Consider the following 20,372-nt stretch of genomic DNA (forward strand, 5'->3'; position numbering starts at 1 on the left):
ATCCGTATCAAAGGCTACAAAAATTAAGTTAACCTATCCGTAGGATGAATTTTTTGAGACTAAATATACATCTGTCTAATAAGGAGTCTATCCATGGCTGAAACGCCCCAAGAAATCTTGAAGATGATTCAAGACAACAACATTCAGATGATTGACCTAAAATTCATTGATATGCCAGGAATTTGGCAACATTGTACTTTTTTCCACAATCAGATTGATGAAAATTCCTTTGTAGAGGGAGTTCCGTTTGACGGTTCGAGTATTCGGGGTTGGAAAGCCATCAATGAATCTGATATGTGTATGGTTCCAGACCCGAAAACGGCTTGGATTGACCCTTTCTACGAAGAACCAACCCTAAGCATGGTCTGTAGTATTAAGGAACCTCGTACAGGAGAATGGTATGGCCGTGATCCTCGTACCATTGCTCAGAAAGCGGTTGAATTCCTGAAAACTACAGGAATTGGTGACACAGTTTTCATTGGGCCAGAAGCAGAATTTTTTGTCTTTGATGATGTTCGTTTTAATCAAACTGAAAATCAAAGCTACTACTATGTAGACAGTGTTGAAGGACGCTGGAATAGTGGACGAGAAGAACAAGGCGGTAACTTAGGTTATAAACCAGGTTACAAACAAGGTTATTTCCCCGTAGCTCCCACAGACACGATGCAGGATATGCGGACGGAGATGCTGTTGACTATGGCCAAATGTGGGGTTCCCATTGAGAAACATCATCACGAAGTAGCTACAGGCGGTCAAAATGAGTTAGGGTTCCGTTTTGCCACCCTAGTAGAAGCGGCAGATTATTTGATGACGTACAAATATGTCATTAAAAACGTGGCCAAGAAATATGGTAAAACCGTAACTTTCATGCCTAAACCTTTGTTTAATGACAATGGTTCTGGGATGCACACCCATTTGTCTATCTGGAAAGCGGGACAACCTTTGTTCTGGGGTAATGGTTACGCAGATTTGAGTCCGATGGCACTTCATGCCATCGGTGGTGTCCTCAAACACGCTCCCGCACTGTTAGGATTAACTAATCCTACCACTAACTCTTATAAGCGTTTAGTGCCTGGTTTTGAAGCACCCGTTAATTTAGCTTATTCTCAAGGAAATCGTTCCGCATCAGTACGGATTCCCCTATCTGGTAAAAATCCTAAAGCAAAACGTTTCGAGTTCCGTTGTCCTGACGCTACTTGTAACCCCTATCTTGCTTTTGCAGCACTGCTTTGTGCTGTTGTGGATGGAATTAAGAACGAAATTGATCCTGGTGAGTCTTTAGACGTAGATATCTACGATCTCACCCCAGAAGAATTAAGTCACATTCCCTCTACTCCTGGTTCTCTCGAAGCAGCTTTAGAGTGTCTCGAAAACGATCATTCTTTCTTAACAGATACGGGAGTTTTCAGCACAGACTTTATCGAAAACTGGATTGAGTACAAATTGGATAATGAAGTTAACCCCATGCGGTTACGTCCTCATCCTTATGAGTTTGCACTGTATTATGATGTGTAAATTCCTTTTCAGGGGATTAATTGTCCCTTTTGATTGATTTATCTGACGCAACCCCAGGAGGTTATCCCTGGGGTTATTTGTTACTGACTCAAAATTCTTCAGCCTGATAGGTATAAAATTGTTGAAAAGCCCCAATGGTTTCAAACTCATAATTAGGAACCGGAGAGGGCAACATTAATTCAGTTTCGTAGATACTAAACAAAAGATAGTTATGGCGATTGGTAGTTTTAGTAATTAAGTTCTCAATATGAGGCCGCCCGGTATCTACAAGCGTTTTACAATAACTAACGAGAAACCCTCCAAGTTCCCCTTGAGCTTGAGGACAAACTTCTTGTTTGAGATAAACCGTCAGGGCCTCTGTCGCATAGTTTTCATAATCAGGTTGTCCTGGGTTCGTGACTGCCATACAAGCTCCAATTCCAGCTAAGGCCAATCCCCCCACGACGGTTACAAAGTGTAACGCTTCCATTTTCCTTCACTGCTAATTGATTGTGATTGTTAGGTTAACTTACTTTAACTAAACTTAGTTTAACGAATGATCAACAAAACAAAACTATGTTATACTGACGAAGGACAATGGCGAGCGTAGCCAAGTGGTTAAGGCAGTGGATTGTGGTTCCACCACTCGCGGGTTCAAGTCCCGTCGTTCGCCCTATCTTAAATGTCACTCATATAATGGATAAATTGCCGTTAAATATCCGTGAATGGGAATGTCCTAATTGTGGGATAGTCCATGACCGTGATGTAAACGCCAGTAGCAATATTTTGGCCGCAGGGCTTGCGGTGGCAGTCTGGGTCGCGACCATAAGACCCGAACAGTATAAATCTGTGAAGGCGGGTGGATGTCAAACAATAGTTCCAGTCAAAGGAGAACTAGCGATCGCGTAATTTTTAACAGGAATACGTCCCCCTAAATAAGCTATGCGTCCCGCTTCTGTGGCCATTCCCATGGCTTTAGCCATTAAAACCGGATTTTTAGCCAAAGCGATCGCACTATTAATTAACACTGCATCTGCCCCCATTTCCATCGCTTGAGAGGCTTCACTAGGGGTTCCTATCCCGGCATCAACCACCACAGGAATTTTAGCTTCTTCGATAATAATAGCAATATTGGCGGCGTTACGAATGCCTTGTCCTGAACCAATAGGAGAACCCAAAGGCATCACAGTTGCACATCCTACCCCTTCTAAACGCTTAGCTAAGAGAGGATCAGCATTAATATAAGGAAGAACCGCAAAGCCTTCTTTAACCAACTGTTCTGCCGCTTCTAAGGTTCCGATAGGATCAGGTAATAAGTATTTAGCATCGGGGATCACTTCTAACTTGACAAAATTATTGTCTTCCTGTCCTAATAATTTCGCCATTTCTCGACCCAAACGGGCCACCCTTATAGCTTCTTCTGCTGTCTGACAACCAGCAGTATTAGGCAACATCCAAATTTTACCCCAATCTAAAGCTTGCGCCAACCCTTCATGTCCAGGTGCTAAGGTTTGTACTCGTCTAACCGCAACCGTGACAATTTGACAACCACTGATGGCGACACTTTCTTGCATGATAGGAATACTAGGATATTTACCTGTTCCTGTCATCAAACGGGAATGAAATTTGCGGCCAGCGATCACTAATTCATCTGTGGGGGAAAGGTCGAGGTTATTTCCATTAATAGCTTGGGGAACCGCATAATTATTAAATGTAGTCATCTTTAGGGGAATAGGGGTAGAAATGGGTTGAGTGTAAAAGCGATCGCCTTTAAACCCATCTAGGAGAGGATCAGCTTTTTGGTTAATAATCAGATCATTTATAAGAGAGGCAGTAACAGGTGCAAGTAAAATACCGTTACGATAATGTCCCGTCGCTAAAATTAAGTTATCACAGCCATATTGTCCTAAAATGGGCAATTCATCGGGGGTTCCTGGACGATATCCCCACCAAAATTCCTCAATAGGCCAATTAGCGATCGCTGGATATAAACGTTTTGCCCGTTCTATGAGGGTTTGAATACCTTGGGGAGTATTATGGGGAGTCCATCCCACATCTTCAGAGGTTGCCCCAATAATTAACCGTCCGTTGCGTCGGGGGACAAGATAGGTTTGCGGCCCATATAAAATACGTTGCAGGGGAAATAGTCCTTCTGGTTGTTGAGGCATCCTTACGGCTAACATTTGCCCTTTGATGGGACGTAGGGGTAAAGGTAATATTTGACTTGCCCAAGACCCACTAGCTATGACGTAGGTTTGCCCTTCGAGTTCCCCTTCCGAGGTGAGAAGACTGGTTATTTTACCTTGTTTTTGTTGTATGGTTTGAATGTTTACACCGTCTCGGAGATTGACCCCTAAACTTTGGGCCGCTTGACGTAAAGCTTGAACCACTTGACGGTTATCTACCTGTCCATCTTCAGGATACCACCAGCCCCCGACGATATCATCCCCTAACTCTGGTTGATAGAGACGGATAGCAGTTTTGTCTAACCATTGGCCAGTTGAGGTATTTTTGGACGTTTCTGAGGGTAATTGATAAACAGGGGCTAAAATACCACAAGGGTTATAACCGAGATCGAGTCCGGTGAGATCTTGCAGTTTACGAACCCATTCAGGATATAACCAGCGAGACTTTAAACATAAGTCTAACATGGGGCCGGGGGGTAATTCTTCGGCATTGGGGGCTAACATTCCGGCCGCCGCAAGACTAGCAGTTTGGGGAAAATTTCGGTTACAGAGGGTGACAGACGCACCTCTTAGTTTAAGATCGACTGCGATCGCTAGTCCAATGATGCCACCGCCAATGATGATAATATCGTTTGTTGCGTTCATGTTTTCTAATTCATTTCACCCCGCTATTCTTACCTTACCTTGTTTGTGAGATTTATTTTAGGGCGATCGCTGTTTTCAATTTGGAAATTTTAATTAAAAAAGCGGGTAGGGGCGGGTTTTTAACAAAATTTCCAGATTATTACAAATATATTAGGTAATCACCGAGTGTTTTCAGCAAGCGTTGATGTCGCTCTGGAGAAATCGAACCGATGGAACCGATGATATTACGACGGGGCAACACCGCTAAAAACCCCAGCCTAATCAAAGATTCTGCTCTCAAACCACTGGTAATAAAGTCTGTATCAGAGGGCGAGATAATTTCGTCAAAATCAGGAACTTGCTGATGCAACTGGGTACTAATGCCACAAACCAAAAGATACTTATAGGGGGGCATTTCCCGCAAAATAATCGCTGGACGGTTCTTGTTGACACTCTCGCCGCTAACCGCTTGGGGGGTGTAGCGGGAGATTCCTGATTCAACGAGCGATGCTTTCTAATACAAGTACCAGCGAGTCTTATTCACTCTCCACAGGCTTAAAATTCCGTCTGTCCGGCGGTATTTATTGACAGTATTCTTAATCCTTCTGCTCTGATATTTTTAGCTGCGTTTTCGTCTCGGTCATGGTGAGTTTGACAATTAGGACAAACCCAATCTCTGATGCTTAAATTTATCAAATTATTTTTGAATCCGCAGCAAGAACAGGTTTTTGTACTTGGATAAAATCTGTCAACTTGAACAAGTTTCCCCCCCTCTCTTTCTAGCTTGTAGCTTAAGAAGTTTAGTAACATACCAAATCCAGCATCAAGTATTGATTTAGCTAATTTGGTACGCGCTAATCCTTTTATACAAAGGTTTTCTGCTACAATGACTTGGTTTTCGTCAACGAGCTTTCTTGAGAGTTTGTGGAGAAAATCTTGTCTAGTATTAGTAATTTTTTCGTGAACAAGAGCGACTTCTTTAATCGCTTTTCTACGGTTGTTAGAACCCTTGGTTCTACGAGATAATTTCTGTTGTCTCCTTTTTAATCGTTTGGCATATTTTCTAGTTGGTTTAATTGGGTCAACCTTATAAGTTGTTTCACCATCAAAGACTGTCACTAGGCTAGATAAGCCTAAATCAATTCCTGAGACTTTAGAGGTTTTATTGATGATTAAATCGTCAGATTCAAATAAAATAGAGGCAAAATATTTACCTGTACTTGTTTTTGAAACTGTCACTGACTTAATCTTTCCTAAAATCTCTTTTGAAAGTTTAGCTTTAACAATCCCCAGTTTTGGGAGCTTTAAACCGTTGTTATTAAGAGAACAACCTTCAGGGTAACGGATTGATTGTTGTTTATATTTACTCTTAAACTTAGGAAATTTAGCCCTTTTAGAAAAGAAATTTTTAAAAGCAGCTTCTAAGTTTTTGAGTGCCTGTTGTAAGGTGGCAGCCGTTGATTCTTGCAACCATTCAAAATCAGGGAGCTTTTTTAGCTGAGTTAGGTCTTTTGCCATTTGGCAATAAGTCATCCCAATCCCAGTTTCTTGATACTGATTGTTAGTCTTATTTAAGTAAAAATTATACACAAATCTTGCACAGCCTAAATTTCGATTTAAGGCAATTTCTTGTGGCTGATTTGGATAAATTCTGACTTTTAAGACATTTAACACGGCTTTCGACCTGTTGTGTTACATTAGCCAGTGTAACACTTAACGCTTTAATATGTCAAACGCTTACAATCATGGATTTAGATCGGTCTACAGACTTAACGCTCATATTGTTTTTGTCGTTAAATACAGAAAACAGGCTATCAGTGAACCTATACTGTCTAGACTTCAAGAAATCTTTAAAGACACTTTAAATAAATGGGATTGTGAATTACTAGAATTTAATGGCGAGTCCGACCATGTTCATTTGCTCATTGACTACAAACCCGATAAACCTTTATCTACTTTAATCGGTAATTTAAAAACTGTTAGTAGTAGGTTGATACGAAAAGAAAACCCTGACTTGTCTAAGAAATACTTTTATGGAAAACCTTATTTTTGGACAGGCTCTTATTTTGTGGCAAGTTGTGGTGGCGTAACTGTTGAACAACTTAAAAATTATGTTGAAAACCAAAATTCCCCTAAGAAATAAGGACTCCCTACGGTCGGTTTATTTGTTGGCAAAAATTCATCTCACCGCTAACCGCTTAGGCGGTGTAGCGGGAGTCCTCTTTTTGCATTTTAGATAGACATTGATTTATTGATTAATATTAATATTTAGATGTGTAGCGTCATTTTTTGTCAGGACAAGGCATGAATACAAAAGATAATTACCCGATAAAGGCTCAAGAATCACCAGACACATATAGCTGTGCTAGAGCAACCCAAGAACTTTTGGCAATTCCTAATTTGCTAGAGCGAGTTAAACAAAATCAGGCAACCCCTAAAACTAATTATAAAGCTTGGAGAAATCTTCGCTCTGATGTATGAAATAATGATTCTAAAGCTAAAAGTTTTTTGACTTATCAAAGAAAACCATGACTAAACTGTTACAAAAAGCCTTCCAAGAAGCTCAACAGCTTTCCGAGTATCTCCAAGACGAAATTGCTCAACAACTGTTAACAGATATTGAGAATGAACTAAAATGGCAGAAAACCTTAGCAAATTCCGATATTAACCTAGATATTTTTCAAAAAATGGCTCAATCAGCATTAATTGAAGACCTAGAAGGGAAAACAGAAGAAAAAGGTTTTGGTGAGGAATAATGAGATCGTCTAGAACTAGGGATTTTCGGCAAAATTTTGCGGAATTACCGCCACGAATCAAGGAAACTGCCAAAAAGAACTACGAACTCTGGCAACAAAATCCATTCCATCCCAGTTTAGAATTTAAAGAAGTTAAGCCTAAAGAGAACATTTGGTCAGTCAGAATCGGAATCGGATGGCGTGCCGTGGGAGTGATGAAAGCTGACGAACAGAAAATAGTGTGGTTCTGGGTGGGATCGCACGCTGAGTATGACAAGCTTCTCGGTAAAAAATAATTAAGGCCCGTTACACGCACGTTTTCGCACTCTACACTCGTCAGCGATCGCACTAAAAAGTATTCCCTTAAAGCTTCATCTGACATCGTAGTATAATCTCGGACATTAAATTACCTCCTAACAGAATCATTAGGCAATTTGTAAGGTTTTTGGTTTGACACTCTCGCCGCTAACCGCTTGGGCGGTGTAGCGGGAGATTCCTGATTCAACGAGCGATGCTTTCTAATACAAGTACCAGCGAGTCTTATTCACTCTCCACAGGCTTAAAATTCCGTCTGTCCGGCGGTATTTATTGACAGTATTCTTAATCCTTCTGCTCTGATATTTTTAGCTGCGTTTTCGTCTCGGTCATGGTGAGTTTGACAATTAGGACAAACCCAATCTCTGATGCTTAAATTTATCAAATTATTTTTGAATCCGCAGCAAGAACAGGTTTTTGTACTTGGATAAAATCTGTCAACTTGAACAAGTTTCCCCCCCTCTCTTTCTAGCTTGTAGCTTAAGAAGTTTAGTAACATACCAAATCCAGCATCAAGTATTGATTTAGCTAATTTGGTACGCGCTAATCCTTTTATACAAAGGTTTTCTGCTACAATGACTTGGTTTTCGTCAACGAGCTTTCTTGAGAGTTTGTGGAGAAAATCTTGTCTAGTATTAGTAATTTTTTCGTGAACAAGAGCGACTTCTTTAATCGCTTTTCTACGGTTGTTAGAACCCTTGGTTCTACGAGATAATTTCTGTTGTCTCCTTTTTAATCGTTTGGCATATTTTCTAGTTGGTTTAATTGGGTCAACCTTATAAGTTGTTTCACCATCAAAGACTGTCACTAGGCTAGATAAGCCTAAATCAATTCCTGAGACTTTAGAGGTTTTATTGATGATTAAATCGTCAGATTCAAATAAAATAGAGGCAAAATATTTACCTGTACTTGTTTTTGAAACTGTCACTGACTTAATCTTTCCTAAAATCTCTTTTGAAAGTTTAGCTTTAACAATCCCCAGTTTTGGGAGCTTTAAACCGTTGTTATTAAGAGAACAACCTTCAGGGTAACGGATTGATTGTTGTTTATATTTACTCTTAAACTTAGGAAATTTAGCCCTTTTAGAAAAGAAATTTTTAAAAGCAGCTTCTAAGTTTTTGAGTGCCTGTTGTAAGGTGGCAGCCGTTGATTCTTGCAACCATTCAAAATCAGGGAGCTTTTTTAGCTGAGTTAGGTCTTTTGCCATTTGGCAATAAGTCATCCCAATCCCAGTTTCTTGATACTGATTGTTAGTCTTATTTAAGTAAAAATTATACACAAATCTTGCACAGCCTAAATTTCGATTTAAGGCAATTTCTTGTGGCTGATTTGGATAAATTCTGACTTTTAAGACATTTAACACGGCTTTCGACCTGTTGTGTTACATTAGCCAGTGTAACACTTAACGCTTTAATATGTCAAACGCTTACAATCATGGATTTAGATCGGTCTACAGACTTAACGCTCATATTGTTTTTGTCGTTAAATACAGAAAACAGGCTATCAGTGAACCTATACTGTCTAGACTTCAAGAAATCTTTAAAGACACTTTAAATAAATGGGATTGTGAATTACTAGAATTTAATGGCGAGTCCGACCATGTTCATTTGCTCATTGACTACAAACCCGATAAACCTTTATCTACTTTAATCGGTAATTTAAAAACTGTTAGTAGTAGGTTGATACGAAAAGAAAACCCTGACTTGTCTAAGAAATACTTTTATGGAAAACCTTATTTTTGGACAGGCTCTTATTTTGTGGCAAGTTGTGGTGGCGTAACTGTTGAACAACTTAAAAATTATGTTGAAAACCAAAATTCCCCTAAGAAATAAGGACTCCCTACGGTCGGTTTATTTGTTGGCAAAAATTCATCTCACCGCTAACCGCTTAGGCGGTGTAGCGGGAGTCCTCTTTTTGCATTTTAGATAGGAATCGTTTTACCTTCGGTTTGCCATGCTTCTAGATACATTTTAATGACTTCTTCTCCATTACGAATCGCTTCTTCACGAGTTTTTCCATGAGTACAAGGCATAATAACTTGTTCAGAAAATTCAGGAATTGTTACCAAGAATAACTGATCTTCTTCTGACCATTGAATAAGCATACTATACTGATTCATGAGTCTTCATTCTCCTTTAATTGTTGCAATTGAATGAGTAATTTAGTGAGTTGTTTTTCTAAATAAATGGGAACATCATCCCCATCTTTGCCAGGAATTGTTAAGTTTTTTTTGATTAAAGGATGTTGCCAACGTTCATGACTCCCTTTACCTCTTTTGGGTAAATAAACAAATCCTTCACTGGCAATTTGCGCTTTAAATTCTCGAATTTTCCTCGGCATAGATGGTTTTTATATTTTACTCTTTTCATTTTATTCCAAATTAAAATAAACAAGGTGCGTTACACGCACGTTTTCGCACCCTACAAGATCTATCCATAAACATCTCCTTGATCCTAATATGAGGATATATTAATCATACCCCCACATTAAGTTACAACTTAAGCTTTATTAGCTTTATCTTGTTTTTTCTTAGCTAACTTACGCTTAAAGGATGCACCAAATCCGATGGCGGTTGCAGCACCCAACATGGTTAAAGGTTCAGGAACAATTCCCACTCCCACACCAAAGTCAGCCGCATCAAGGAAGTTACCCACTGATCGGTTACCACTACCAGTAGAAACAGCTGAGTAAGCAAAACGAATGTTATTACCAAGGGTAATAATATCTGCTGAACTATTACCAAGGTCTGGGGTTTCAAAACTGCCATTAATTAGTGCAGCTTGAGCGTCTGATGCGGAAGTAACCACACCCATAAACGCGATCGCCGCAGTAGCAGAGGCTAAAGCAAGAGGCTTAATACATAAGCAATGCTTTAGCCAACTTGGATAATCTATAAGTTTTGCTAAATTTGACATCATGTTTTTATCCAAAAAACATCACTACTTTGAACTAGTATGAAAAGAAGTGACTTATTCAGGTTCATAAAAAACTTTTACTTTTGCCATATTCGTTAAATTTAATCATAATGCTAAGGTAAATATTTCTGCACCACTGTCCACCCGGTAAAACTAACTATCATAAAACCTACAAACAATATAATATTAGTCCCAATATGAAGCGATCGCAGCCAAGGACGTTCAGGATTAATTTGAGTGGCACTAATAGCAGAAATTAACACTAAAACAACGGTCAATAATCCAGCGATTAAATGAAAAGAATGACCCAAACTTCCATAATGACCTAAAGTTCCTACTAAGCCAATTATTAGCAATAATAAGACCAAAATCACCATAATGATCCCGATCCCATAATGTAGGTTTCTCACCCATTGAGGACGCATCTGGTTAGTGGTGCGACCATAAAACATCCATCCTCCTAATATTGCCAACAAAACATAGGCCGCCAAAGATAAACCCATTGACCAAGCAGCAATTTTCCAAAGCCAAAGAAAAGAAGGTAAATTCAAAGTTAATGACTCCTCATTAACAACTAATGCTAGTCTACCATTTTCTAAGTATGAGCTACAATATTTAAACTGCTGGGTTACGATGGGGATAAAAAATTATTGCCCCGTATAACCCATTCTACTAGATTGACGCAGCTAAAATGTTGCAATAAATCTAGAGATTGCTTCGAGGATGTTTCGGATAAGATGACAACTAAGAAATTCTTTTAGATGTGTCACACCACTACGAAATATAAGATTTTGTTATCATCCTAACTATGGAAAAGTCAAAGTAGGTAAACAAAATTAATTACATAAACTTCGTAGGGGCGGGTTTTTTACATAAATCAATGATTCTCACTAAAAAACGGTTCTACGGGACAAACTATGCTAAACTAATAATTAATAAAAGGCTAAAGCCTTATCCTATAGAAACAAAGTCCACCTTCGTGGACTAAATTATAAATGTGGAACGCCGCATCTTGCCTGTTTTGTATAGCTTAACTATGAACGAGCTAAAGTCCTTTATTTGTAATAATAAAGCATAACTTGTCCGGTAGAACCAAAAAAAAAGCTGCCCTTAAGAGCAACTTTAACAGAGTTTTGGGTATTTATTGATTCTGGTTATCTAGAGTTCTAAACTAAAGCTGGTTTTAAAGGGGAAATTTTATGATGAGTGCTATTTTCACTCATTGTTATAACAGGTTTATGAGCAGTTGGGAGAGTAGCAGTAATTAATTCACCCTTTACTAACTCATTATCTCCTTCATCAATACAAAGACGTTCACAGGGAATAGTATCCGACAAAATAGCACTTGCCATCATTCCTGTATGAACTTCCAACAAGGCGTCAGGTAAAGCTTCAAAAACGAGACGTTGGCCAGGAAAGGCGACTCTCTCAAAATACCAGTTGGGGACGTTAGTGATGCGAACAACTTGAATCTGACTGGTGGCGTTTACATAGCAGCAAAGGAACTCTTTCCTTTGTCCGTTAGGGAGGGGATCAAAAATCTGGGACATAATGGTTGAAGCAATTAGTGAAGTCCGATTATTCATTTCTCCTATACCTTAACATTTCGTGATCCCAACTAGCTGTAATCAATATTACATTCAATATTTTTATTACAAACTATGGCGGATAATTACCATTATATGGTATAATAGACGACAATTAATAGATAGACAATCATCTATCTATATTCCTAGTTTAGACGGCAATGGGCCATCGTTACACCACCATTTCCTGTGATCCCCAACCTTGCTACCTGACAGAAATCTAGTTAAAGTTAAGATATATTACAATTTCATCAGACAACTGATCCCCTGGGATCACTGATAGTCAGCTAACTTGACTTACTGGCGATCGCCAAATACTCCCTAAACCAGACCCCACTACAATTTAAGAAGAGATTAAAACGATGACTCAGCGTATTCTTTATTGTCGCCTTCCCTGTAACCCCATTTTTCCCATTGGTGTTGTCTATTTGTCCGATCATGTGCATAAATTGTTCCCTGATATTGAACAAAAAATATTAGATTTAGGAACAGTTCCTCCCCTTGACTTCAAAAAAGCCTTAGATAACTGTATAGACGAATTTAAACCGACTTTGCTCGTTTTTTCTTGGCGAGACATTCAAATTTATGCCCCAGTTGGGGGACGTGGGGGAAACCCTCTACAAAATGCCTTTGAATTCTATTATGCTAAAAATCCCTTAATTCGGTTACGAGGTGCTTTTGGGGGTTTAAAGGTTACAACAGCTTATTACGGCGAATTATGGCGTAACTTAGGGTTAATTCGTCGAGGTTTAAACAGAGCTAAAAAATACCATCCAGAAGCCCGTTTAGTGGTTGGGGGAGGGGCAGTTAGTGTGTTTTATGAGCAATTGAAAACTCAACTTCCTCAAGGCACGATTGTCTCAGTTGGAGAAGGAGAAACCCTACTAGAAAAATTATTACGGGATCAAGATTTTTCGGATGAAAGATGTTATATTGTGGGAGAAACAACGCCCCGTAAACGGTTAATTCATGAAGCACCAACTCCCTTAGAAAAGACGGCTTGTAACTACGATTATATCGAAACTATTTGGCCAGAATTTAACTATTATTTCCAAGAAAATGACTTTTATATTGGGGTACAAACTAAACGGGGTTGTCCTCATAATTGTTGTTATTGTGTTTACACAGTGGTTGAAGGAAAGCAAGTTAGAATTAATCCTGCGGATGAAGTAGTTAAGGAAATACGCCAACTTTATGACCGGGGAATTCGTAATTTTTGGTTTACAGATGCTCAATTTATTCCTGCCCGTAAGTTTATTAAGGATGCGGAGGAATTATTAGAAAAAATTCTTGAGTCTGGGATGCAAGATGTCCATTGGGCAGCTTATATTCGGGCTGATAATTTAACCCCAAATTTAGCGAAGTTGATGGCAAAAACGGGAATGAATTATTTTGAAATTGGTATTACCAGTGGTTCACAAGAATTAGTTCGTAAAATGAGAATGGGTTACAATTTGCGGACAGTATTACAAAATTGTCGAGATTTAAAAGCGGCAGGATTTAATGATTTAGTGTCGGTTAATTATTCGTTTAATGTCATCGATGAAACCTTTGATACTATTCGTCAAACCATCGCTTATCATCGAGAGTTAGAGAATATTTTCGGGGTGGATAAAGTTGAACCTGCGATCTTTTTTATTGGGTTACAACCTCATACCCATTTAGAGCAATATGCGTTTGAACATAATATACTTAAACCGGGATATAACCCTATGAGTTTAATGCCTTGGACAGCCAAAAAGTTGTTATGGAACCCTGAACCTTTAGGCTCATTTTTTGGACAAGTTTGTTTACAAGCATGGCAACAAAATCCTAATGATTTTGGACGAGAAGTGCTTAAAATTTTAGAGGAAAGGTTAGGAAAAGCCCCATTAGAGGAAGCATTAACTGCACCTATTGAGGAGGAGAAAAAGCAATTAGTGTTAGCATAATAAGTAGGGTGGGCATTGCCCACCTGATTGAAGTTCCTTCAGTATAAGTACATCGGATCATGAAAAGGAGTAAATTTCGGCGTTGCAGCAATCAGAGTATTAAATAACCATTCTTTGCGTCGATTCTCTATGCGAGATACAATCAATAAGTAAAGCCTAACTTTCAATTAAAGGATTGGTAATTTCGTTGGATTTCGTTCTCTCTAAACACGCAACCGATGAATTGAACAAAACAGGTAGATCCCAAATTCTGCAAGAATGGATTAATCGTGCATTAACTACTCCAGATTATTCTGATAGAGATAATAGAACTAATACTATCCGTGTTTGGAAACGTATTCCTGAGTTTGGAAATCGGGCTTTAAGGGTAGTTTATAATCCAAATACTGAACCTATTACAGTAGTTACAGTATTTTTTGACAGGAGGTATAAAGAATGACTTTTTATGTTGATTATGATCAAGAAGTTGATGCAGCCTATTTTCGTATTGAGAATAAAACTGTTTTAGACTCTGAAGAAATCGCTGACGGTATTATTGTTGATTATGATAAAGATGATAATATAGTAGGAGTTGAGTTATTAGGCGTAAAAACTATTAAACCTGAAAATTTTGCTTTGCTTATTCCCCTGTTACCTGAATCGTTTTATGCTAAATTATTAGATAAGTTCCAAAATGATAAGCTTCTCTTCTTAAAATTATAAAAATTACTAAAGCCAAAACCACAACGATTTAAAACCTTTATCGGACGTTTGTTTGACATTAATCAACTCTTTTTTTTGAACCTTCTCTTTTTATTTTAATCATTGTCTTCCCTATTAATACAGTTCACTATCTATTTTTTTATCATAGCGATCGCCTTGGTTTGACACAGGCGATCGCTATGAGTACAATCTATATCTAGCAAGGGTTTCAGCTTAAGTTGACACCAATGACGGCCGTTGACCCCTACGCTAAGCTTCTATATTTACAAAAGGGAACAATTCAGTTAAGAATAGTTAAGAGGCCAATTATTTCGGTATGTATGTCTAACCTTCCTGAAACGGCTAATCAAGCTTACGAAGCCATTCTAGAGGCATTAAATCACTTAATTGAAGTCGTGGCTAAATTGCGATCGCCTGATGGTGGGTGTCCTTGGGATCTAGAACAAACTCCCCAAACTCTTATTCCTTATATTATTGAGGAAGCTTATGAAGTGGTTTATGCGATTAAAAGTGACGATTCTCAAGCCATTGTAGAAGAATTAGGAGATCTTTTATTACAAGTGGTTTTACAAGCTCAAATTGCTAGTGATTACGGTAATTTTAGCTTAAAAGAAGTGGCTCAAGGTATTACAGAAAAATTAATTAGTCGTCATCCTCATGTCTTTGGTAATGTACAAGTTACAAACACTGAAGAAGTGCGTCAAAACTGGGAACAAATTAAAGCGTTAGAGAAGGGAGAAACCCCAGAAATGGCTGAATTACTCAGTCGAAAACTTACTCATTATAACCGAACTTTACCCCCATTAATGGCCAGTAGTAAAATTTCAGTTAAGGCAGCAAAAGCAGGATTTGAATGGGAAAATGTTGAAGGTGTTTGGGATAAATTCTCTGAAGAATTAGCGGAGTTTAAAGAATCTTTAGAAAGCGATGATAAAGTACACCAAACATCAGAATTAGGTGATTTATTATTCACTTTAATTAATCTTGCTCGATGGTATGGCTTAGATGCTTCGGATGCTTTATCAGGCACTAATGAAAGATTTATTCAACGAGTTTCTAAGATGGAAACCTTTGCCAATCGTCCTTTAAGTGATTATACTCTAGATGAATTAGATACTCTCTGGAAACAAGCTAAAAAACACTTAAATCAGTAGATATAGTTGAAAATTTTATGACTTTAGATGAACAAAAAATGAAGATTTCTGAGACTAAATTAGCAAAAAATGATATTAAAAAAAGTATCTGGGAAAATCTACAAATTGTTATCATTGCTTTAATATTAGCTTTTATTATTCGGACATTTATTGCTGAACCTCGTTACATTCCGTCCGAGTCAATGTTACCAACATTAGAAATAAGGGATCGCTTAGTTGTTGAAAAAGTTTCTTATTATTTCCGTTCCCCCCATCGCGGAGATATCATCGTTTTTGAACCTCCGATACAATTACAATTACAAGGATATAAAAGAGAACAAGCTTTTATTAAAAGAGTTATGGCCACTGGTGGAGAAACCATTAAAGTTATGGATGGACAAGTTTATATTAATAACCAACCTTTGACCGAGAATTATATCTTAGAATCTCCTCATTATAACTTACAACCAATTGAAGTTCCTCCAGGTTATTTAATTGTCATGGGTGATAATCGTAATAATAGTAATGATTCCCATGTTTGGGGATTTTTACCCGAAAAAAATGTCATTGGTAAAGCTGTTTTTCGCTTCTTCCCTTTTCCGCGAATTGGCAGTATATAAACTGTTACAAATTTAAAATTAAAGGTTCAATATGAAAGTTGGTTGGATTTATATTCTGATGAAGATAAAGCGGGTCATAGGGTGGAGTAAAATAAATTAACGGTAGTAACTGATAACTGATCACTGGTAACGCCAAATTACTAGACCCATTCTTCTTGATCTCCTTCCTCCTCATCCGTCACAGAATCTTGAGGATTACGATAAGGAGGCGTAATCACGCGATAATTAGCATCATAAACTTGTTCAGGAGTCTGACCCTTTCTTGCTTCAATCCCTCGACTCTCAGGACTCGTTTCTGGGGTTTCCTTGCGATCGCGTAATTCTCGATAAGTATAAGAATAAACTGAACCCTCACGAGACGAACTTTTAGGGGACTGTTCCACTTCAAATTTAACAGCCTCCCGTTCAGGGGCAAAAGGTTCTACAGGAGGTTTTGCAGAACGATAAGAAATCGTTGGTTCTGTGGGTGGTTCCTCAATATTCCAGTCATCTTCCTCTGGTTCTGGTTTTTCCCAGTCTCTTAGGTTAGGTACTTCCCAATCAGATTTTTTAGGGGGGGGAGGAGGAGAAGGCTTTTTAGCAGAGGGTTGAGGAGGTTTACGACGGGGAGACTTAGGACTTTTCGTCTTAGCAGATTGAGGCGATCTTGTCAAACTCTGAATTATCAAACTGGTGAACATTCCTGCCAAACTTCCTAAAAGTACCCAGAATCCTAGAGGTAGTTTTAATGAAAACAAAGCGGTTTTAGAACTTGTTCCCAACACATAAAGCACAATCACTTGTTGATTCTGCACCAACAAAATAACTGCACTCGCCAAAATTAATAATAATAATAATAATTTCATCTTTCCATTTACCTTGCTAACATCTGTTTATGATTTTGAGTTATTTCTCCCCACACTCCCCGTACGGGCGGGTTTTTAACAAAATTTTAATACTGTAACAAATATATTAGATAAATCCGTTCTCCGTACGGGCGGGTTTTTAACAAAATTTTAATACTGTAACAAGTATGTTGGATAAACCAGCCACCCGTAGGGGCGGGTTTTTAACAAAATTTTAATACTGTAACAAATATATTAGATAAACCCGCCCCTACACTCTCTCCTCGATAAGTGGGGTAACTAAAGCAGATTTGGTATTAGTGGCCTTCCCAACGTTGGAGAGGAACACAATCAATGTCTAATTGATCTAAAGTACGAGCTACTACAAAATCCACTAAATCCTCAATAGTTTGGGGATTATGATACCAAGCAGGTATTGCTGGAACAATTCTAACTCCTGCTTCGGCCAGAGTCGTTAAATTACGCAAATGAATGACACTCAAAGGGGTTTCACGGGGAACAATAATCAAAGGGCGGCCTTCCTTAATTTGTACATCAGCGGCCCGTTCTAATAAATCAGAACTCAGTCCGGTGGCCAGTTTCGCCACCGTACTCATACTACAAGGCAAAATAACCATTCCCAAAGTACGAAAAGACCCACTTGCGATCGCGGCCCCCACATCTCCCCAACGATGACAAGATAATTTCCCCTGGTGAGGAACACCTGCCTGTTCGCGCCAAAATGCTGCTTGTACGTCAGGTTCTGGGGGCATCCGAACCCCTTGTTCTGCTTGCCAAACCATATAAGTCCCTTTTGAGGCCACTACTTCAATAGTATAGTCAGCTTCCAGGAGAAACTTTAAGGCCCGAACGGCATAAATCAGCCCTGATGCGCCGCTAATACCCAAAATCAAAGGTTTTTTCATTAAATAAGTCCTTCAAATTCTAAATCTTCAATCATTTGTAGTCCTCTAGCATCTCCTACCCGTAACAGAGCATTTTTAGCATCTTCTTTGACCCCCAAATCTTCATCTTCGACTAACGCTTCAAGTAAAGCATCGATCGCCGTCGCATAGACTACATTAGAAGGTAACTCCCGACACAGTTGTCCAATGGCCCAAGCACAGTTACTACGAACAGCGGCCACGGAATCTCGTCTTAACCCTTCAATCAGGGGAGGAATCGTAGCAATAACATCCTCATATTCTAGTTTAGCGATTTGAGCCAAACTACTGGCGGCCCAAAGACGTACCGCAGAAATATCCGTTTTTAGAGCGTGGATTAACGGAGAGAGGGTTCGGCGATCGCAGCCATTCCCTAAAGCCCAAACAATGCCTTTACGGACATATCCATTCCAATCAGTTTGTAATAAGTCAATTAAAGCTTCTACCGCTTCAGAACTTGTATTTCTGCCCAAAGCATAAGCCGAACTCACCCGCACTAAGGGACAAGCATCCTTTAATAATTGAATCAGAGCAGGTATAGCTCGTTCGTCTTGGAGTTCACAAAATGCCCTTGCGGCTAACATCCGTTGTGATGGTGAATCATCAGTCAATAAGGGCAACATGACCTCTGGATCAGGAACAGGGACATCAGAATCTATGGACTCTAGGTGATCCAACGGATCATCAAATTGTTCTCCACTATCGATTGTGCTTAGGTCGTCGTCGCTCTGCATAGTCATTAAAGTAGCCTATTCTAAACTATTTAAGCAGTTTTTTGGATTCTTGTCTCAGACTTAAGGTTGAATCAAATTTTTATTTGATCTAACTAATTCAACTGATCCCAATAAATTTATTGATCTAACAACCATAAAAAATATTAAACTAGAATCTTTGATTACAGAGACAAACAATAAACATTATGCCCAAATTGAAAAAACTTGGTGAAAATATTCTATTAGGATTAGGAGGGGTTATTTTTGCTTTAGCAGTAGGAGAAATTACCTTAAGAGTTATGGATATTTCCTATCCTAGTTTTTATCAAGTTGATGAATATCGAGGTCATGCTCTTATTCCTGGTATTTCTGGTTTATGGACTCATGAAGGAAACGGATTCGTAAGCGTTAATCAAGACGGTTTAAGAGATCAAGAACACACTAAAGAAAAACCTCCGAATACCTTCAGAATTGCTATTTTAGGAGATTCTTTTGCGGAGGCAATTCAAGTTAATGCAGAACAAACATTTTGGTCAATTCTTAAAAAGGAACTTCCTAATTGTCAAGTTATTAATGGACGAAAGGTTGAGGTCATTAATTTTGGAGTTGGTGATTATGGAACGGCTCAAGAATTAATGACTTTAAGACATAAAGTTAAGGCTTATTCTCCTGATTTAGTCATTTTAGCTATTTTTACAGGCAATGATATTATTAATAATTCAAAAACTTTAAGTCCACCAGATAGATTTAGTCCGTTTTTAATCAAAAAAGATAATAAATTTGTCATGGATCTATCCTTTAAAGATACAGATACCTATAAATGGCGTAATAGTTTACCTCGGAAAATTATTTTTTCTATTGTTAATAATTCTCGTTTACTTCAAGTCATTAACGAAGCTAGAATTGCCTTAAAAAATAATAACATCACAAAACAGCAAAATAGTCAAGCAGAAAATATAGTTAATTCTCTAGATTTTACTCCAGAATTATATAAGAACCCTGTTGATAAAAATTGGGCAGAAGCTTGGGAAACAACTGAAGAATTAGTGAAAATGATAGGTCAAGAAACTCAACAAAGTGGGGCAATATTTTTAGGATTTACATTAAGTAATCCGGCTCAAGTTTATCCCGATAAAACAATAAGAGATCAATATTTAACTAAAGCAGGGATAAAAGATGAATTTTACCCCGACAAACGACTGAAACAATTAGGAGAAAAAGAAGAATTAAAAATAATTAATTTAGCACCAATTATTCAAGGATATGCTGATCAAAATAAAAGCTTTTTACATGGGTTTGATAATACGGTTTTAGGTAGTGGTCATTGGAATGAATTAGGTCATGAAGTGGCAGGTCAAATAATGAGTGATCAAGTTTGTGAAATGTTAGAAGAATGATAAATAGGGTCAAGGGCCGTCATAAATGTCAACTTAAAGTTTAAAAATAAGGCCCCCAGGGAATCTATTACAAACATTCGTTTATTTATCAAAATAATTGGGTCTAAAACCTCGCTTTTTAAGGCGAAACGTTTTTGTAACGGGGATTTTTACCCCGTTACAAAAACAATTTCCGATGCACTCGCGCTCCCCGGAACTTCTGACTTCTTAAGACCACCTAACCTGCATTATTCATGAACAAAAAAACAAAATA

Annotated in this window: 25 protein-coding genes, 1 tRNA gene and 1 pseudogene; 14 read left to right on the forward strand and 13 right to left on the reverse strand. The window is 38.3% G+C overall.

Going from position 1 to position 20,372, the window contains the following annotated elements; translation table 11 throughout:
• Positions 1–93: 93 nt before the first annotated feature.
• Positions 94–1,515 (forward strand): type I glutamate--ammonia ligase, encoded by a 1,422-nt coding sequence (gene glnA / locus AsFPU1_RS11455; protein WP_124975576.1) that lies wholly within the window; start codon positions 94–96, stop codon positions 1,513–1,515.
• A gap of 88 nt (positions 1,516–1,603) precedes the next feature.
• Here the strand turns inward: glnA and AsFPU1_RS11460 are convergent, their stop codons facing one another.
• Positions 1,604–1,984, reverse strand: coding sequence for a DUF4359 domain-containing protein (locus AsFPU1_RS11460; protein WP_124975578.1), 381 nt, complete (start codon positions 1,982–1,984; stop codon positions 1,604–1,606).
• A 110-nt stretch (positions 1,985–2,094) separates the two neighbouring features.
• Here AsFPU1_RS11460 and AsFPU1_RS11465 point away from each other — a divergent pair.
• Positions 2,095–2,167, forward strand: a tRNA-His gene (locus AsFPU1_RS11465).
• An 8-nt stretch (positions 2,168–2,175) separates the two neighbouring features.
• A pseudogene (locus AsFPU1_RS11470) lies at positions 2,176–2,403 on the forward strand (zinc ribbon domain-containing protein); the annotation flags it as partial.
• Here AsFPU1_RS11470 and thiO read toward each other — a convergent pair.
• From thiO to AsFPU1_RS11485, 3 genes are all read right to left on the reverse strand, one after another.
• Complete coding sequence (thiO, locus tag AsFPU1_RS23375) at positions 2,361–4,325, reverse strand: glycine oxidase ThiO (RefSeq protein ID WP_124975580.1); 1,965 nt, start codon at positions 4,323–4,325, stop codon at positions 2,361–2,363. The pseudogene AsFPU1_RS11470 and the gene thiO overlap by 43 nt on opposite strands.
• Before the next feature lie 139 nt (positions 4,326–4,464).
• Positions 4,465–4,794, reverse strand: coding sequence for a type II toxin-antitoxin system PemK/MazF family toxin (locus AsFPU1_RS11480; RefSeq protein ID WP_124975618.1), 330 nt, complete (start codon positions 4,792–4,794; stop codon positions 4,465–4,467).
• A gap of 65 nt (positions 4,795–4,859) precedes the next feature.
• Positions 4,860–5,978 (reverse strand): RNA-guided endonuclease InsQ/TnpB family protein, encoded by a 1,119-nt coding sequence (locus tag AsFPU1_RS11485; protein WP_227873431.1) that lies wholly within the window; start codon positions 5,976–5,978, stop codon positions 4,860–4,862.
• Between the two features lie 52 nt (positions 5,979–6,030).
• Here AsFPU1_RS11485 and tnpA (AsFPU1_RS11490) point away from each other — a divergent pair, with 52 nt between their 5' ends.
• From tnpA (AsFPU1_RS11490) to AsFPU1_RS11500, 4 genes are all read left to right on the forward strand, one after another.
• Positions 6,031–6,447 carry an IS200/IS605 family transposase gene (gene tnpA / locus AsFPU1_RS11490; protein ID WP_124973012.1) on the forward strand — a complete coding sequence of 139 codons (417 nt, stop codon included), beginning with the start codon at positions 6,031–6,033 and terminating at the stop codon, positions 6,445–6,447.
• 161 nt (positions 6,448–6,608) lie between these two features.
• Positions 6,609–6,785 (forward strand): hypothetical protein, encoded by a 177-nt coding sequence (locus tag AsFPU1_RS22645; protein ID WP_172957518.1) that lies wholly within the window; start codon positions 6,609–6,611, stop codon positions 6,783–6,785.
• Between the two features lie 47 nt (positions 6,786–6,832).
• A complete protein-coding gene (locus AsFPU1_RS11495) occupies positions 6,833–7,060 on the forward strand; it encodes a hypothetical protein (RefSeq protein WP_124975582.1) in 228 nt (75 codons plus the stop codon).
• Positions 7,060–7,335: a ParE family toxin-like protein gene (locus AsFPU1_RS11500; RefSeq protein ID WP_124975584.1), complete on the forward strand. Its 276-nt coding sequence runs from the start codon at positions 7,060–7,062 to the stop codon at positions 7,333–7,335. Before AsFPU1_RS11495 ends, AsFPU1_RS11500 begins: the two co-directional genes overlap by 1 nt.
• A gap of 263 nt (positions 7,336–7,598) precedes the next feature.
• On the opposite strand, the gene AsFPU1_RS11505 is transcribed toward AsFPU1_RS11500, so the two are convergent.
• Positions 7,599–8,717 carry an RNA-guided endonuclease InsQ/TnpB family protein gene (locus tag AsFPU1_RS11505; protein ID WP_227873431.1) on the reverse strand — a complete coding sequence of 373 codons (1,119 nt, stop codon included), beginning with the start codon at positions 8,715–8,717 and terminating at the stop codon, positions 7,599–7,601.
• 52 nt (positions 8,718–8,769) lie between these two features.
• On the opposite strand from AsFPU1_RS11505, the gene tnpA (AsFPU1_RS11510) reads away from it, so the two are divergent.
• The gene (tnpA, locus tag AsFPU1_RS11510; protein ID WP_124973012.1) at positions 8,770–9,186 is read left to right on the forward strand and encodes an IS200/IS605 family transposase; all 417 of its coding nucleotides are present in this window, start codon (positions 8,770–8,772) and stop codon (positions 9,184–9,186) included.
• Between the two features lie 89 nt (positions 9,187–9,275).
• Here the strand turns inward: tnpA (AsFPU1_RS11510) and AsFPU1_RS11515 are convergent, their stop codons facing one another.
• From AsFPU1_RS11515 to AsFPU1_RS11535, 5 genes are all read right to left on the reverse strand, one after another.
• Positions 9,276–9,473 carry a type II toxin-antitoxin system HicB family antitoxin gene (locus AsFPU1_RS11515; protein WP_124975586.1) on the reverse strand — a complete coding sequence of 66 codons (198 nt, stop codon included), beginning with the start codon at positions 9,471–9,473 and terminating at the stop codon, positions 9,276–9,278.
• The gene (locus AsFPU1_RS11520; RefSeq protein ID WP_124975588.1) at positions 9,470–9,694 is read right to left on the reverse strand and encodes a type II toxin-antitoxin system HicA family toxin; all 225 of its coding nucleotides are present in this window, start codon (positions 9,692–9,694) and stop codon (positions 9,470–9,472) included. The genes AsFPU1_RS11515 and AsFPU1_RS11520 overlap by 4 nt, the downstream gene beginning before the upstream one ends.
• A 158-nt stretch (positions 9,695–9,852) precedes the next feature.
• Positions 9,853–10,272 carry a PEP-CTERM sorting domain-containing protein gene (locus tag AsFPU1_RS23560; protein WP_124975590.1) on the reverse strand — a complete coding sequence of 140 codons (420 nt, stop codon included), beginning with the start codon at positions 10,270–10,272 and terminating at the stop codon, positions 9,853–9,855.
• A 110-nt stretch (positions 10,273–10,382) separates the two neighbouring features.
• A complete protein-coding gene (locus tag AsFPU1_RS11530) occupies positions 10,383–10,820 on the reverse strand; it encodes a DUF4079 domain-containing protein (protein WP_124975592.1) in 438 nt (145 codons plus the stop codon).
• A 615-nt stretch (positions 10,821–11,435) separates the two neighbouring features.
• On the reverse strand, positions 11,436–11,819 hold the full coding sequence (locus AsFPU1_RS11535; RefSeq protein ID WP_124975620.1) for a DUF1830 domain-containing protein: 384 nt from the start codon (positions 11,817–11,819) through the stop codon (positions 11,436–11,438).
• Positions 11,820–12,217: 398 nt separating this feature from the next.
• Here AsFPU1_RS11535 and AsFPU1_RS11540 point away from each other — a divergent pair, with 398 nt between their 5' ends.
• The 5 genes from AsFPU1_RS11540 (at position 12,218) to lepB (ending at position 16,241) form a co-directional block, all read left to right on the forward strand.
• The gene (locus AsFPU1_RS11540; RefSeq protein WP_124975594.1) at positions 12,218–13,786 is read left to right on the forward strand and encodes a photosystem II high light acclimation radical SAM protein; all 1,569 of its coding nucleotides are present in this window, start codon (positions 12,218–12,220) and stop codon (positions 13,784–13,786) included.
• 187 nt (positions 13,787–13,973) lie between these two features.
• A complete protein-coding gene (locus tag AsFPU1_RS11545) occupies positions 13,974–14,225 on the forward strand; it encodes a DUF4258 domain-containing protein (RefSeq protein ID WP_124975596.1) in 252 nt (83 codons plus the stop codon).
• On the forward strand, positions 14,222–14,488 hold the full coding sequence (locus AsFPU1_RS11550) for a DUF2283 domain-containing protein (protein WP_124975598.1): 267 nt from the start codon (positions 14,222–14,224) through the stop codon (positions 14,486–14,488). The genes AsFPU1_RS11545 and AsFPU1_RS11550 overlap by 4 nt, the downstream gene beginning before the upstream one ends.
• Positions 14,489–14,808: 320 nt before the next feature.
• Positions 14,809–15,642 carry a nucleoside triphosphate pyrophosphohydrolase gene (gene mazG / locus AsFPU1_RS11555; RefSeq protein ID WP_124975600.1) on the forward strand — a complete coding sequence of 278 codons (834 nt, stop codon included), beginning with the start codon at positions 14,809–14,811 and terminating at the stop codon, positions 15,640–15,642.
• Positions 15,643–15,659: 17 nt separating this feature from the next.
• Positions 15,660–16,241 carry a signal peptidase I gene (gene lepB, locus AsFPU1_RS11560; RefSeq protein WP_124975602.1) on the forward strand — a complete coding sequence of 194 codons (582 nt, stop codon included), beginning with the start codon at positions 15,660–15,662 and terminating at the stop codon, positions 16,239–16,241.
• 140 nt (positions 16,242–16,381) lie between these two features.
• Here lepB and AsFPU1_RS11565 read toward each other — a convergent pair whose 3' ends face one another.
• The 3 genes from AsFPU1_RS11565 to AsFPU1_RS11575 form a co-directional block, all read right to left on the reverse strand.
• The gene (locus tag AsFPU1_RS11565; protein WP_124975604.1) at positions 16,382–17,086 is read right to left on the reverse strand and encodes a LapA family protein; all 705 of its coding nucleotides are present in this window, start codon (positions 17,084–17,086) and stop codon (positions 16,382–16,384) included.
• Between the two features lie 296 nt (positions 17,087–17,382).
• The gene (locus tag AsFPU1_RS11570; protein ID WP_124975606.1) at positions 17,383–17,991 is read right to left on the reverse strand and encodes a flavin prenyltransferase UbiX; all 609 of its coding nucleotides are present in this window, start codon (positions 17,989–17,991) and stop codon (positions 17,383–17,385) included.
• A complete protein-coding gene (locus AsFPU1_RS11575) occupies positions 17,991–18,743 on the reverse strand; it encodes a HEAT repeat domain-containing protein (protein WP_124975622.1) in 753 nt (250 codons plus the stop codon). The genes AsFPU1_RS11570 and AsFPU1_RS11575 overlap by 1 nt, the downstream gene beginning before the upstream one ends.
• 185 nt (positions 18,744–18,928) lie before the next feature.
• On the opposite strand from AsFPU1_RS11575, the gene AsFPU1_RS11580 reads away from it, so the two are divergent.
• Positions 18,929–20,119: an SGNH/GDSL hydrolase family protein gene (locus tag AsFPU1_RS11580; RefSeq protein ID WP_124975608.1), complete on the forward strand. Its 1,191-nt coding sequence runs from the start codon at positions 18,929–18,931 to the stop codon at positions 20,117–20,119.
• Positions 20,120–20,372: the final 253 nt, after the last annotated feature.

The sequence above is a fragment of the Aphanothece sacrum FPU1 genome (genome assembly GCF_003864295.1).
GTDB classification, from domain to species: Bacteria; Cyanobacteriota; Cyanobacteriia; order Cyanobacteriales; family Microcystaceae; genus Aphanothece_B; species Aphanothece_B sacrum.

What these genes read in the sequence shown, in the direction of transcription:
- glnA (WP_124975576.1), top strand. Translation starts at nt 94, where the DNA reads ATGGCTGAAACGCCCCAAGAAATCTTGAAGATGATTCAAGACAACAAC.
- AsFPU1_RS11460 (WP_124975578.1), bottom strand. Translation starts at nt 1,984, where the DNA reads ATGGAAGCGTTACACTTTGTAACCGTCGTGGGGGGATTGGCCTTAGCT.
- thiO (WP_124975580.1), bottom strand. Translation starts at nt 4,325, where the DNA reads ATGAACGCAACAAACGATATTATCATCATTGGCGGTGGCATCATTGGA.
- tnpA (WP_124973012.1), top strand. Translation starts at nt 6,031, where the DNA reads ATGTCAAACGCTTACAATCATGGATTTAGATCGGTCTACAGACTTAAC.
- AsFPU1_RS22645 (WP_172957518.1), top strand. Translation starts at nt 6,609, where the DNA reads ATGAATACAAAAGATAATTACCCGATAAAGGCTCAAGAATCACCAGAC.
- AsFPU1_RS11495 (WP_124975582.1), top strand. Translation starts at nt 6,833, where the DNA reads ATGACTAAACTGTTACAAAAAGCCTTCCAAGAAGCTCAACAGCTTTCC.
- AsFPU1_RS11500 (WP_124975584.1), top strand. Translation starts at nt 7,060, where the DNA reads ATGAGATCGTCTAGAACTAGGGATTTTCGGCAAAATTTTGCGGAATTA.
- tnpA (WP_124973012.1), top strand. Translation starts at nt 8,770, where the DNA reads ATGTCAAACGCTTACAATCATGGATTTAGATCGGTCTACAGACTTAAC.
- AsFPU1_RS11515 (WP_124975586.1), bottom strand. Translation starts at nt 9,473, where the DNA reads ATGAATCAGTATAGTATGCTTATTCAATGGTCAGAAGAAGATCAGTTA.
- AsFPU1_RS11520 (WP_124975588.1), bottom strand. Translation starts at nt 9,694, where the DNA reads ATGCCGAGGAAAATTCGAGAATTTAAAGCGCAAATTGCCAGTGAAGGA.
- AsFPU1_RS23560 (WP_124975590.1), bottom strand. Translation starts at nt 10,272, where the DNA reads ATGATGTCAAATTTAGCAAAACTTATAGATTATCCAAGTTGGCTAAAG.
- AsFPU1_RS11535 (WP_124975620.1), bottom strand. Translation starts at nt 11,819, where the DNA reads ATGTCCCAGATTTTTGATCCCCTCCCTAACGGACAAAGGAAAGAGTTC.
- AsFPU1_RS11540 (WP_124975594.1), top strand. Translation starts at nt 12,218, where the DNA reads ATGACTCAGCGTATTCTTTATTGTCGCCTTCCCTGTAACCCCATTTTT.
- AsFPU1_RS11550 (WP_124975598.1), top strand. Translation starts at nt 14,222, where the DNA reads ATGACTTTTTATGTTGATTATGATCAAGAAGTTGATGCAGCCTATTTT.
- mazG (WP_124975600.1), top strand. Translation starts at nt 14,809, where the DNA reads ATGTCTAACCTTCCTGAAACGGCTAATCAAGCTTACGAAGCCATTCTA.
- lepB (WP_124975602.1), top strand. Translation starts at nt 15,660, where the DNA reads ATGACTTTAGATGAACAAAAAATGAAGATTTCTGAGACTAAATTAGCA.
- AsFPU1_RS11565 (WP_124975604.1), bottom strand. Translation starts at nt 17,086, where the DNA reads ATGAAATTATTATTATTATTATTAATTTTGGCGAGTGCAGTTATTTTG.
- AsFPU1_RS11570 (WP_124975606.1), bottom strand. Translation starts at nt 17,991, where the DNA reads ATGAAAAAACCTTTGATTTTGGGTATTAGCGGCGCATCAGGGCTGATT.
- AsFPU1_RS11575 (WP_124975622.1), bottom strand. Translation starts at nt 18,743, where the DNA reads ATGCAGAGCGACGACGACCTAAGCACAATCGATAGTGGAGAACAATTT.
- AsFPU1_RS11580 (WP_124975608.1), top strand. Translation starts at nt 18,929, where the DNA reads ATGCCCAAATTGAAAAAACTTGGTGAAAATATTCTATTAGGATTAGGA.